The sequence below is a fragment of the Aulosira sp. FACHB-615 genome, from assembly GCF_014698045.1.
In the GTDB taxonomy this organism is placed as follows: domain Bacteria; phylum Cyanobacteriota; class Cyanobacteriia; order Cyanobacteriales; family Nostocaceae; genus Nostoc_B.
Map to the genome: position 1 here is coordinate 58,620 of NZ_JACJSE010000018.1, position 13,706 is coordinate 72,325.

At 40.7% G+C, this 13,706-nt stretch carries 11 protein-coding genes; 8 read left to right on the plus strand and 3 right to left on the minus strand.

Translation table 11 applies throughout. The features are described from left to right. Positions 1-2: 2 nt before the first annotated feature. The 7 genes from H6G77_RS23535 (at position 3) to H6G77_RS23565 (ending at position 8,140) form a co-directional block, all read left to right on the plus strand. Positions 3-707: a precorrin-2 C(20)-methyltransferase gene (locus tag H6G77_RS23535; RefSeq protein WP_190674167.1), complete on the plus strand. Its 705-nt coding sequence runs from the start codon at positions 3-5 to the stop codon at positions 705-707. A 109-nt stretch (positions 708-816) separates the two neighbouring features. Then, a complete protein-coding gene (locus tag H6G77_RS23540; RefSeq protein ID WP_190591883.1) occupies positions 817-1,293 on the plus strand; it encodes a hypothetical protein in 477 nt (158 codons plus the stop codon). A 181-nt stretch (positions 1,294-1,474) separates the two neighbouring features. Continuing rightward, entirely contained in the window at positions 1,475-3,358 is a 1,884-nt protein-coding gene (locus H6G77_RS23545) for an iron uptake porin (protein WP_190872878.1), read from the plus strand. Positions 3,359-3,533: 175 nt separating this feature from the next. After that, a complete protein-coding gene (locus tag H6G77_RS23550) occupies positions 3,534-4,586 on the plus strand; it encodes a hypothetical protein (protein ID WP_190872879.1) in 1,053 nt (350 codons plus the stop codon). Between the two features lie 577 nt (positions 4,587-5,163). Then, positions 5,164-5,835, plus strand: a complete 672-nt coding sequence (locus H6G77_RS23555) for a DUF1361 domain-containing protein (protein WP_190591835.1) — start codon at positions 5,164-5,166, stop codon at positions 5,833-5,835. 259 nt (positions 5,836-6,094) lie between these two features. Beyond that, the gene (locus H6G77_RS23560; RefSeq protein WP_190872880.1) at positions 6,095-7,270 is read left to right on the plus strand and encodes a hypothetical protein; all 1,176 of its coding nucleotides are present in this window, start codon (positions 6,095-6,097) and stop codon (positions 7,268-7,270) included. Positions 7,271-7,318: 48 nt separating this feature from the next. Beyond that, positions 7,319-8,140, plus strand: coding sequence for a hypothetical protein (locus tag H6G77_RS23565; RefSeq protein WP_190872881.1), 822 nt, complete (start codon positions 7,319-7,321; stop codon positions 8,138-8,140). Positions 8,141-8,337: 197 nt separating this feature from the next. Here the strand turns inward: H6G77_RS23565 and H6G77_RS23570 are convergent, their stop codons facing one another. Further along, positions 8,338-10,665: a putative PEP-binding protein gene (locus H6G77_RS23570; RefSeq protein ID WP_190872882.1), complete on the minus strand. Its 2,328-nt coding sequence runs from the start codon at positions 10,663-10,665 to the stop codon at positions 8,338-8,340. Positions 10,666-11,454: 789 nt separating this feature from the next. On the opposite strand from H6G77_RS23570, the gene H6G77_RS23575 reads away from it, so the two are divergent. Next, positions 11,455-11,910: an MgtC/SapB family protein gene (locus H6G77_RS23575; protein WP_190591831.1), complete on the plus strand. Its 456-nt coding sequence runs from the start codon at positions 11,455-11,457 to the stop codon at positions 11,908-11,910. 59 nt (positions 11,911-11,969) lie between these two features. Here the strand turns inward: H6G77_RS23575 and H6G77_RS23580 are convergent, their stop codons facing one another. Both H6G77_RS23580 and recF read right to left on the minus strand, forming a co-directional pair. Then, a complete protein-coding gene (locus H6G77_RS23580) occupies positions 11,970-12,386 on the minus strand; it encodes a hypothetical protein (RefSeq protein ID WP_190591882.1) in 417 nt (138 codons plus the stop codon). A 61-nt stretch (positions 12,387-12,447) separates the two neighbouring features. Further along, the gene (recF, locus tag H6G77_RS23585) at positions 12,448-13,560 is read right to left on the minus strand and encodes a DNA replication/repair protein RecF (protein WP_190591830.1); all 1,113 of its coding nucleotides are present in this window, start codon (positions 13,558-13,560) and stop codon (positions 12,448-12,450) included. Positions 13,561-13,706 lie beyond the last annotated feature (146 nt).

A 13,706-nucleotide genomic window follows, 5' to 3' on the forward strand; every position in this document is an offset into this window, starting at 1 on the left:
TCATGACAACCAAAGGCCGTTTGTATGGAGTTGGTGTCGGCCCTGGCGACCCCGAACTGTTGACGATTAAAGCACTGCGGTTATTGCAGACTGCACCTGTAATTGCCTATCAATCAGCCACCGATAAAGAAAGTATAGCGCGGGCGATCGTTTCCCAATATTTAACAGGCAACCAAACCGAAGTCGCCTTTCACCTCCCCCGCGCCCTAGAACCAGAAAAAGCCAAAGCCATTTACGACCAAGAAGTTGAACCAATAGCCCAACACCTCGCGGCTGGACGTGATGTTGTCGTGCTGTGTGAGGGCGATCCGTTTTTCTACGGTTCATTTATGTATGTATACACACGCTTATCTGAGCATTACCATACAGAAGTTGTTCCTGGCGTTTCCTCTCTTATGGCTTGTCCCGTGGCTTTAGGCGTACCCTTCACCTACTACAACGATATTCTGACAGTTTTACCAGCCCCACTCCCAGCCGAAGAACTCATCACCCAACTACTAGCCACCGATGCCGCCGCAATTATGAAACTAGGCCGCCACTTTACCAAAGTACGCAATATCTTACATCAATTAGGACTGGCATCACGCGCACTATATATTGAACGGGCAACCATGACACAGCAAAGAATCGTCCCCCTAGATGAAGTTAATCCGGCGGAAGTACCTTATTTTGCTATGATTGTTATCCCCAGTAAAAATCGCCTATAGAACTGGCATTAATTATCACAGTTTTTTTACGGAAATTAACGCAACACTTCCCACAATTGAGGAAATTATTAGTTACGATTGTCTGGATTTTACAGCTGGTGGGGTATGAATCTCTGTGTGGCGTAAGTATAGTTTTATTACTAGTGTGAGTCTTAGTCTCGCTTTATTAGTTACTGGTTGTGAAAATAAAACCTCCCAATGTCAGCGACTAATTCAAGTCGTGAACGAAGGAAATGCTCTTATTGATCAAAATAAAGGTAAGCAAGCAGTTACTAGCTTGCAACTATCTAAAGATTTAGAAGCGATTAATACATCTTTAGAAGAATTAAAATTGGCAGATCCCAAACTCAAAGAATATCAAAGTCGTTTTCAAAAGGTATTTGATAACCTCAGTAATGGTATTGCTAAGGCTGCTAAAGCTTTGGCTGCTGCGAAAACAGCCGAAGCTTCACCAACTGGTAGAGAAAAAATCAAAAAAGCCAGAACTGACATTGATACCGCTTTAAGCGCAGTTGCTAAAACTGCTGGTAAAGAATCAGATACTTTAATGAATGATCTGAATAAATACTGTAGCCAGTCGGAATAAGAGGGAACAGAGAGAAGAGGACAAGGAGCAGGGAGCGGGGAGCAAGGGGGAAAATATTTCCTCAATTCCCCCTCCCTCTTTTGATACTTCAGACTTTTTATAACTTTTTATACAGAAATATCCTGAAGAACACCAAAAAACTTTGTCAAAAGAAATATTGGTGTTAGTCAACAGATATACCATGAGCGACCTAAGTCTACTGATGCTAGGCGTATTGACAGCCGGGCAAACATCTCCACCCAACAATTTACCAGAACCGCCTGTAGTTCAGTCAGACACAGAAATACAGCAGCTAAAAACCGAGAATTTATCAGAAATTTCTCCACCTGCGGAAATTACTCCACCGGAATTTATGCCGCCGGATAGTACTTCCGAGGCTATGACTGCGCCTGTAAATCAGCAGTATCAAAATCTACTGAATAAAATCCCTCAAAATACTAGTTCCCAAGATTCGCAAATTCCAGTAGAAACTCCACCAGAAATTTCACCAGCAGTTCAACTCCCAATTTCTCCAGAATCTCCCGCAGCACCAGAGTTTTCTGACACTGCTGAATCAGATGATCAGATGTCTCAAGTAACATCGGTATCGCAATTAGATGATGTCCAACCAAATGACTGGGCTTTTAGTGCTTTACAGTCTTTAGTTGAGCGTTATGGCTGTATTGCAGGAAATAGCAACAGCCAGTATTTGGGTAATAGTGCTGTCAATCGTTATGAATTTGCTCATAGTTTAAATATTTGTCTGAATCAAATTCAAGAATTAATTGCTAAAACTCAAAGTAATACTATTAGTCAAGCAGACTTAGACCAAATCCAAAGATTACAAAGTGAATTTCAAAAAGAGTTACAGGAAATAGGGCAACGTGTTGATGTTTTAGAAAATAAAAATATTGAATTAAAAGCTCATCAGTTTTCTACTACAACTCGATTATTTGGTCAAGCTATTTTTAGTATTCAAGGCACAAATACAACTAATGTGGATTTGTTTCCTAGAGATGGTGTGCCAGAACGGCAAGGTAAAACTAATCTAACTTTTACAAATAGTGTCCAGTTAACTTTAGCAACATCATTCACCGGAAAAGATTTATTAATTACAGGGCTATCGGCAGGAAATTTAGGTTCTAATGCCTCGTTAATTTCTCATAATATGGGGCGCTTGAGTTTTGAGTCGAATACTGAAAATAGAGTAGTTATTAATGATTTATCTTATCGATTTTTACTGGCAGATAATTTAGGAGTTGTGGTGGGTTCGACTGGGGTGAATGCTGCTACAACTTTTCGTGGAATTAACCCGTTAGAAGGTTCTGGAGATGGGGCAATTTCACAATTTGGTCAGCGAAATCCGATTTTAAATATTGGGAATGGGACTGGTGGTATAGGTTTTGACTGGGAAATTAGCGATCGCATCAGTCTTCAAGGCGTGTACAGTTCCGAAATCCCCAGTTTTCCCGGAAATGCCAATTTAGCTGGCTTATTTGGTGGTAGATATAGCGCAGGCGCACAACTCACTCTCGCACCCACCGACAATCTAGATGTCGGCGTACATTACATATATTCCCACTCCCCCAATGATTTACTCGGTACTGGCATTGGTGACGCGCAATTAATTTCGCCATTTGCACCCACTACAGCTTTTAATACCCATGCGGTTGGTGCAACTGTGGCATGGCGTTTAAATGATAATTTACAGTTGGGCGGTTGGGGTGGTTTTTCTACTTCAAAACCAGCTAACCTCTCTGGTAGTGTAGAAACTACTAATTGGATGGTATTTGCAGCCTTACCAAATTTAGGTAAAGCGGGAAATCTCGGTGGTATTTTAGTGGGACAACCACCCAAAATTACTGCTAGTAACTTACCCGATGGCTACAATTTTCCCAACTTTTCAAATGGGGGAACGCCAGGGGGACGTAGCGATACATCACTGCATGTAGAACTTTTTTATCGCGCCCAACTCAATGACCGTCTTTCCCTCACACCGGGCTTATTAGTTGTTTTTAATCCTGATCATAATGCTGCTAACGACACTTTGATAGTGGGCGCATTAAGAGCAGGTTTCCGGTTTTAATTCCGTAACCATGTAAATGTAATCACAAGGGGCGAAACCCCCTGCTGTGTTGTCTTACTACCTTTGACTGTCAGCAATCTTCCCACATATCCAAATTTATATTTCGACTTTTTGATCACGCAGTAGAAGCCTAATGCGTGTTGTTTTTGATCAGGAAATAAGGAGCAAATTTTTCATGCAATTCAATTCATCAGCAAAAAAGATTAGCTGTGCAGTTGTAGGTAGTGGTAGTTTAGCCGCAGTTTTGCTTGGGTTGACTGGTGGCGGTGCTTCTGCTCAAATTACCATTCAAAGCACTGGTAGAATTTCAGGAACCTTGGAACTACCGAGTTTCAACCCTAACTTTAATAGTAGGGTGACTCGCATTGATACGGACTCTCAAGGTGTGTATCAACGTAATATCGGTTCTCAAAGCAATCCTAATTACGTGCCAGTTTATAAGTCAGATTATGTCAAAGTTGAAACTCGCACAGATGGCAGTTTACATTACTTTGTGGATTTTAAAGGCATTCCGGTGATTTCTTTTAATGGGGTTTTGACTTCGCCGGCGCTGTCTGGTGGTCAATTGACACCCTTTACTTATCAAGGCAAAATCCCCAATGTTTCCTTTCAAGGTGTCATACAAGATGAATTTGGGTTTGCCAAAGCTTTCTATACGGGGATTGTCACCGACCCCCAAACAGGTAAACAATATCAAGGTACTTTTCAGTTAAACGGCCAAGGGCCAAGATATAGCGATCGCAATGGTGGCGAAAGTCCCACAGTCTTTGATTATAAGTCTGATATTCCCGGTACTAAGCCAGATCCAACACCTTACGAAATGAAAAATACTCCTTTGGTGAGGTTGACAATTACCGTACCGGCTGACGCTACCCTGATTAATTCTGGTGGTGGGACTACTCCCACAACTCCCACTCCACCCAGCGTCAATAACCCTTCAACGTCTACACCCAGTACACCAATTTCTGTATCAGTAGATAGTGGTGCGATCGCCACGACTCCCATAACATCTAATCTTGGTGGGACATCTGGTCAATCTAGTCCATCGCCTTCCACTGACTCCAATATGGAATTCAGCAGTGGTTCTTCTCCCACAGCTAATCCTGTCAGTTTAGAAGTTTCTCCTGTCGCCCCTAAAATTTGTCACGATGATTCTACGAATTGTCGCCCCCAAGTAACTGCAACTAAACAAGCAATTGGCCCCCGCAGTCGCGTTTTAGTGCGTTAGTTGCTGGTATGGGGGGCAGGAGGTAAAAGCAAAATGTCCTAACCTCTGCGACTACCGCTCTAAATTAGGACTTGAGAAATCAAGGGTTTGAGGTAGGGGTGTTCAAAACCCGTATACCCCTATACCCTCAGACCCTTACACCCATTCTGAACAGATCATTTTTTGCGTAAGTTCTGTAAATATTAATTTTTCCATTTTTCGGGAATTGGCTCAGGGGAGATTGTATCTAAACCACGACTACAAAAATACGACCTCCTAGAGCAAAAACTATACTGGGAGTTTGAGCGGCAGTTTTGCGGCTCATACTTCCAGATTTCTGCTAAATATGCCCTTAATAATTTTCTGGTTATACTGGTACAAAAAGTGTGAACTCTGATATGGGTCAACCTGGATAAACAGCACCCAAGCCATTAATCAGGGATGGTAAGTTTATCTATCCACTGTCAGATTTTCACAACCTGACAAAGAACATACAAAAAATTACCCAGCTTATTTCTACCCAACTGATCAGTCAACCACAGTAGTTAATGCTATACAACAAAACTACATCAATCACACATCTGGCAAGCGAGCATTTATGAAACAGGAATTGATTGAATTGATAGTCAGGGTTTTACAGGTCTTGCGAATCAACATGAATTGGATGACGTGGAACCTGTTTCTGGCTTTCATACCTTTGGCTTTAAGTGTTTGGTTGTTCCGTACTCACAAGGGACGTTCTTGGGTTTGGTGGTTGGGATTTATCGTATTTTATGCTTTCTTGCCAAATGCGCCTTATTTATTAACCGATATTATTCACCTGATCGACGATATTCGGACAATTCAATCAGTGTGGATGATTACTTTAGTACTAATTCCCGTTTATTTTTTGGTAATTTTTGCCGGGTTTGAAGCTTATGTCATCTCTTTAATTAATTTGGGATACTATTTACACCGCATTGGCAAAAGTCACTGGATTTTTAGAGTTGAGTTAATTACTCATGCTCTTTGTGCTATCGGGATTTATTGGGGAAGATTTCTGCGTTTCAACAGTTGGGATTTTATTACCCAACCGGATGCTTTATTAACTAAAGGTGTAGAAGAACTTGTGGGTAAACAGCCTTTAGTGATTATCACTATTACATTTGTGATTCTGCTGGGGTTGCACTGGCTGATGAAACGAGTGAGTTTGGGTTTTGTGAATCAAACACCACAAAGAATGGTAGTTAACTCAAATTCAGCTAATACTGATACACCGAATGTTGGATAAGCAGAAACTTTAGTTCAAATATTTACATAACAATTTTAATTAATACGTCAGAAAATGGCGTATTTTTTTTAGATCCCCGACTTCTCAAAGAAGTCGGGGATCTTTTTGTTCACGAACGATTTAGGACTGCTATATCTCTCTCAAGAATGGTGGGTTTGGAGGTATTTTTTATCAAAAGAAAGATGAAATTTTTAGTGTCTAGTTCTGAAATAAATCTAGATGATGCAATTTAGATTTCTGTGGATAGGAGTTTTATAATATGGCACTATTATCTATTGATGAGCTAAAAATTTTAACTGAACATACTCATAAGCCCTGTATTTCTCTATATATGCCGATGCAAAAAGCCGGGCCAGAGATTCGACAAAATCCAATTCGCTTTAAAAATCTCATCCGGGAAGCACAAAGCCGTTTAGAAGCAATGGAAATGAACGAAGGCGAGGCTAATGAGTTGCTTCAGCCAGCAATGGAACTGGATACAGGGGAATTTTGGGAAAATCAAGACCAAGGTTTAGCGATTTTGATTGCACCAGGAGTATTTCGTTATTATCAGTTACCAACGGAGTTTCCAGAATTGGTAGTTGTGAGCGATCGCTTCCATATCAAGCCATTACTACCTTTAATTAATCATGATGGTAAATTCTATGTTCTGGCTTTAAGCCAACAAGATTTGAAATTTTTTGCAGGTACGCGCTCTGGCTTGCAGGAGGTAGAAATCGAAAATCTGCCCAAAAGTCTTGATGAAGCTCTGTTATACGACGAAACCTCTAAAGAAGGTCAGTTTCGCATCGCTACAAAAAAAGGTAGCAGCTCAAATCCTTTCTCCCGTTCCCAACCAGGTGCATTCCACGGCCAAGGAAGCCCAGACCGAGATCAACACCAAGAAGGTATCCTGCAATACTTTCATCTAGTCGATGCAGAACTGCACGAAAAACTCCGAGAAGAAACAGCACCACTAATTTTGGCGGGAGTAGATTATCTGCATCCCATTTATCGCCAAGCTAACAGTTATCACAATTTACTAGAACAAGGTATCACCCGCAGACCAGAGCTTTTCCAAGTTGAAGAATTACACGCGGATGCGTGGGAAATTGTCGAGCCGCTATTTTATGAGTCGGAACAGCAAGCAATGGAGCTTTTTCAACAACTGTTGGGGGAAGGAACGGGTACAGCTTCTAGTGATCTCAAGGAAATTTTGGCTGCGGCTTATTACCAAAGAGTTGATTCTTTGTTTGTTCCTGTAGGACAACAAATTTGGGGTAAGTTTGACCCAGAAACAATGAATTTAGATATCCACCCAGAACCAGACGCAGATGATCAAGATTTGTTAGATTTTGCTGCGATTCATACGATTATTAACGGCGGTAGGGTTTATGCGGTGGAACCAGAAAAAATGCCAAGTCAGTTACAAGTAGCGGCAATTTTCCGATATTGATGATTTTTGTAGTGTTGTATAAAGTTGAACAAGCTATATACAACACTTATGCTGAAGAATTTTCGCGCTGTGCTGAGTCCATCTTTGATCGGTTTAGCTGTTTTAAGTCAAATTGCTGTATTCACCCAGCCTAGTAGTGCTGCAACTATTGTTGGGGAATCAGGTAATGTGCGTGCAGAAATCTCTTATGAGAAACCAGAGGAATATCAATATAAAAATGTGCGTTTGCAAATTAGCCGCGCAGGTAAAGTGGTTTTAGATCAAAAACTGCCCCAAGAAAGTGAATATGATCGTCCTGTTGGCGGGATATATGAGAAAGAAGAGAAGTTACCCATACTAGATTTAGACGGTGACAAAGAACCAGAGGTAATTGCCGATTTCTTTACAGGTGGCGCACATTGTTGTACTTATTCGTTGATTTACCGCTACGACAAAAAATCTCAAAAGTATACTCAAATTCGCCAAGACTGGGGTAATGGGGCGTATCGGTTTCAGGATTTTGATAAAGATGGCATTATCGAACTTGAGAGTCGAGACGATCGCTTTGCATACTCTTTTACAGCTTATGCTGCTTCTGCTTATCCGTTGCAAATTTGGCAATATCGCCAAGGCAAAATGGTTGATGTGACTCGTCGCTATCCCAAGTTAATTTACAGTCACGCTTCTGAGTTATGGAAAACTTACACCGAGATTCGCCAGCAAGGTGATGACGGTAGAGGATTTTTAGCTGCGTATTTGGCTGATAAATATTTGCTGGGTCAAGGAGAAGATGGTTGGAAACGAGTCCGACAAGCTTATACAAAAAGCGATCGCACTCAATATTTTGCCGATTTACGCAAGTTTCTGCGCGAAACCGGATATGTGAAGTAATTTTACAGCGTTTCTTGGTTGAGTGCAGTACAAGTTGATAGAGGTTATACCAATTCACGCAATTACTGATACAAATCACCTTCTCTGAGCCTCTGCTTGCTTTGCGATCGCCGAGCGAAGTCGAGGCGCTGGTTGCATATCTGTATCATGTTTAAAGTGAAATGGTATTAGAGGTTAGAGGCTAGGGTTTATGGCTTTCAATGAATTGTTCGCCGTGCTGCTGCTAAAATTAACCGATGTTCAGCACGGGCGATCGCATAATGTGTTCGTTCCACTGCTTCTGGTTCGACGGAAATTGAGGTAATGCCCCATTCTACTAGTTTGTCAATGATTTCAGGATACAATGCTGGTGCTTGACCGCAGATTGCACAGGGGATGTTGGCATTTTTCGCCATTTGGATTAATTGAGCGATCGCACCCATCACGGCTGGGTGGCGTTCATCAAAGATTTTTGTGAGTTGTCCTTGTTCTCGATCTACGCCTAACAACAGTTGTGTTAAGTCATTTGTCCCAATGGAAATTCCGGCTACTCCAGCTTTGACATATTCTGGCAGTAAAAATAATACACTAGGCACTTCTGCCATAATCCACAATTGAAACTGCGACATTTGGGTTAAGCCGATTTGCTCAACTTTCTGGCGACAAAAGCTAAACTCAGCCACACTCCGCACAAAGGGTAACAATAACCGCAGATTGCTATAACCTGCTTTTTGGACATTCAGTAAAGCTGTGAGTTCCAAATCAAAAACGGCAGGGTTGTTAATATAACTCAATGTGCCGCGATCGCCCAAAATCGAATGGGTTGCAGATGATGGATTATATGTTGATGAAAACTCCGAAAATCGCCAATCAAGGGAGCGATAAAATACTGGACGGGGCGTAAAAGCACGTACAAAATTAATAACCTGCTGTGTCCACAACTCCAACAATTCTGAGCGACGACCACTCATAATCCAATTATGGGGGTCTTGTCCTTCCAAAATATTCAACAGCATTAATTCCGAGCGTAACAATCCTACACCATCGACAGGTAAGGTCTGCGATCGCTCGATTAAATTAGGCTGACTCAGATTCACCATTAGTTGAGTAGCAATCATGGGCGGCTGCGAACTAAGATGTGAATGATTGGGTGAAACAGAAGGAACAGGAAAACTAATTTCTGGATTTTCTTGATTTTTGGCTTTGCTGTCTCTGAGGCGATAAATTTCTCCCCTATCGCCATCTACTAGCAATTTTTCTCCGGTTTGAATTAAGACTGTAGCATCTTTTGCACTCACAACTGCGGGAATGCCTAATTCTCTGGATAATATTGCAGCATGACTAGTCAAACCACCTTGCACTGTCACAATCGCCACAACTTTTTGCATTAACGCTAACCAATCAGGTGCGATCGTCGGGACGACAAGCACGACTCCTTCGGGTATTTGTTCAGGTTTTTGGAGAGAATTAATCACATAAGCACTAGCCGTGACTTTACCTGTGGCTGCACCCAAACCTTTGATTAACTTTAAGTGAGGAACTGGTGCTAAGGGAGTATTAACTTCGGTGATTTGGAGATGGGAAACTGTATCGATTTCCGTAATACTCCACTGGACAGTAAAAGTTTTTCCCAGTTCACTGACCAACTGATTTCCCAAAGCGATGATCTGTGGCACACTCGCCTCTGGCAAAGCATATTGTTTTTGTGATTCTTCAGAAAGTAAATAAGCAACTAAACTGTTGTTTTCATCAGTGAGTATTGATTGGAGTTGTGGTTGCGTAGTTGCACTTATCTCATCATCTAGACGATAAGCCAGCAGTTTATTTCCTAAATGTCGTTCTAGAACAATACCTGTTTCTGGCTGAACGTAGTAAACATCCGGCAAAACTTCTCCTCTGGTGAGGGCTACTCCTAATCCCCAAGTAGCTTCAATTGTCCATCCAGAGGCGTTAGCATGAAGTGAACCACTGGCGATCGCATTTTGCATTGGTTGTACTAACACCGCCAAATTCACATTTTGCAGATCAATTCCCTGGCGTTGCCAATACAATAAGCTTCTAGCGCGAAATAACTGATTCCAAACTCGCTTCAATCCTAAAGCGATCGCATCTTCATCACAACCACAAAAGATTGGCTCTAGTAACCCAGATATATTTCCGATATCTTGGCTAACATTGAAAACTGATAATGTGGGTTGCAAAATCAAATATTTAGTTTGCCATTCTTTTGTCGCAGCAAAAATTGTACTTACCCACTGTGATGGTACATTTGCCGCAATGATTTCTTGACGCAAACGACTAGCCACCTGCTGAAGTTGTCGCCAATTAGCTACATCAAGGTGCAATGAAGAATCAGGTAAGTCTGCAACTAAAGATTCTGAACTGTTGATAGTTTCTAAAAATTGCCGCAAAACTTCTGCTGAAATCACAAAACCAGGCACCACAGGGTAGCCACGCTGCATCATTTTGCTTAAATAAAATGCTTTGTCGCCTACTTTGGCGCGGTCTTGTAGTTTAATTTGGTCAAGCCAGTAGACTTTTTCCACTCACTTCATTTTTAATGATTTGTCAATTTGCCACTACAGGCTTTGCTCTCGGTAAATACTTCCAGGCTATTGCATAAATTATCTGCCGAGAGAGATTCTTTCCATTTGATTATTGAAAATTAGTTTGACTTAGTTATGAGTTTAAGTTCTCATTCAATGCTGTTTGGCAATCATCTCACCCCTTGGTTAGTTAATATTTCTTGTTTTACATCTTGCACACCAAACCCTTGATTTTAAGTTAGTCCGCGTAGGTGGCCACTGAGCTTGTCGAAGTGCGGACTTCGTTTTTATAGCCGCGAATTCCATTCGTCGGGTCTAGGTGCTTATTCGTCTGTTTTAACACTCAAATAGCTAGTCCATCACTTGGAACACTACACTGTTAGTCTAGTTTATTAATATTGCCATAAATTTTCCTCACAATTCCATATTATCTGCCTCAAACTACACTAAGCTAAATGCAGTTTATCATCGATAATTACCATGATTAGCGGATCAATTTACTATTATCTGGTTTGATTTCTGAAATTACCTGTACAGGCTGGGAGTAGGTAATAGGGAGAGAGGAAAGAGTATTTTTGGTGTGTACTGTTTTTTCCGAAATTAAATATTAGGTCTATCTTTGCATAAAATAATTTATCCTCAGCACCTTTCCCTGATATAAATACCTATTAAGTTATGACAAAAAAATCTCATTAAAATATATTTAACTTAGTTATCTTGAGTAAACTCAATGGATATATTTTTAAGTTAAAGTAGCATATATTACTTTTTATATATTTTAAAACAAAATTGTTAAATACTTACTACTTGTTACCCAATGATTGGTTGAATATTCTGTTTAGACTGTGCCTAGCTTTGTTATTTGGTGCAATTATTGGCATTGAACGTCAAATTAGACGTAAACCAGCAGGTTTAAGAACTCATATACTTGTCAGTTTGGGTTCTGCCTTGTTTACTCTTATTCCTTTGCAAACAGGAATATCAGAACCTAGTGCCGATGCTTTAAGTCGTGTCATTCAAGGTATTGCCGCAGGTGTCGGATTTTTGGGTGCGGGAGAAATTATCCGCGAATCTTCGCAACAGTCGCAGCATCTGGAAGTTCACGGACTGACATCAGCCGCAGCGATTTGGGTTTCGGCTGCGCTAGGAATTGCGGCTGGTTGTGGTTTATGGCAATTAGGATTAATAGCAGCTACATTGACAATTTTAGTACTGAATCTATTTAAGAAAATAGAAAAGAATTAATACAGATTATAGCAGGGGACAGATAACAGGATTAAAAGCTTTGTACTGTCTAAATTTTATTATTTATGAAATAATGCCAAGGCTTGAGCAAAAATCTCTTCTTCGGCTCTAGTTTCTAAAATTAATTTAGCTAAATATATAAATTCCCAATCTGTGTGATTGTCATTTTCAATAGTTTTACTAGCGGCGTAAAAACTCACATCATCAGCACATAATTCATTGGTATTACCCGTTTGCAGTTCTGGTTTGCGGATATCCCAAGAAACTGTTTTACCCCGCAAGGTAAATTGGAACCAGATGATTTTGTCATACTCTAATTCAAAAAAAACATCAAAATAAGGTTCTTCACCTTGAAACCAAATTTTTTTATAACCCTCTTGCCGTCTTTGTTTGATGAATTTTTGCTCAATTGCTCTTAATGATGCACCTAAATAGGCAATTTCTTGAGGGTCTAATTTATAATTAGTTTGCTGCATAATTGAAATGTCATGGTTCATTGGTCATTGGTCATTTGTCATGTTGAGCATTGACTATTGACTAATTAATTGATATTTCTCCAGCCTTGACAAACAGAATTTGAGAAGAGTTTAGCCACTGAGCATCAAAAGAACTTAAGTGAGTTGTTGTGATTAAAGTTTGAAAACGGTCTTGAATCGCATCAAGCAATTGATTTTGACGGTATGGATCTAATTCCGCTAAAACATCATCAAGCAACAACAATGGTGGCTCTTTTACGACTTCTTCAATTAACTCTAATTCTGCTAGTTTTAAGGCTAAGACTAAGGTGCGTTGCTGACCCTGAGAACCATATTGCCGAGCAGGCGTTTGATTAATAGTCAATTCTACTTCGTCACGATGAGGGCCGACAAGGGTAGTACCTCGGTAGAGTTCGGCGACAGCGCGTTGTTGAATTTTGTTCAGGAAAGCTTGCTGGACTTGTTCTGGTTGGTGCTGCACCAAAGGAATGTTAGGTGAATATTTAATTTCTAAGATTTCGGTACTACCGCTAATACTAGCGTGCCAAGCCGCAGCAATGGGGGCTAATCTTTGAATCGCCCGATCGCGTCTTCTAATAACTCTTGTACCTGTGGTTGCTAATTGTGCATCCCAGAGGGCAAGTTGTGAGTTGGGGAGTGGGGAGTCTTGGTGTTTTTTTAGAAAGGCATTGCGTTGGCGTAATACTTGGTTATATTGTTGCAAAATATGAGCATAAACTGGTTCAAGTTGAATTAATAAAGTATCCAACCAGTTGCGGCGGACTTCCGGACTACCTCGGACTAATTCTAAATCTAAACTGGAAAACTGTACGGCGTTGAGGACACCTAAAAAATCCATTTGTCGCCGCACAATCTCACCATTAATTGCCACACTGCGGCGACCGTTACGGCGGAGAGTTAAGGTTAAATCACTAATCCCTGTGTCTCGTTCTAAGCTGGCATTGATTTGGGCAAATTCTGTGCCATCTTGAATTAAATCCCGATCGCGTGCCATTCGGTGCGATCGCAATGTGGCTAATAACTCTACCGCCTCTAACAAATTCGACTTACCCTGAGCGTTGTTACCCACTAAAATTGTTTTAGCAGCGTTAAACTCAACTTTTTGGTCTTGGTAATTGCGAAATTGTCTGAGGTGTAAAGTTTTCAGATACATAATTTAAGTAAAAGGGCAAAAAGTAAAAGGCAAAAGTAAATATAGCAGGAGGCAGAAGGCAGAAGGCAGGAGGTAGCAGTTTTATTATTCCTGACATTCAAACTTTCAAAATGTCCTAACCTATATGACTACCGCTATAGTTTTTC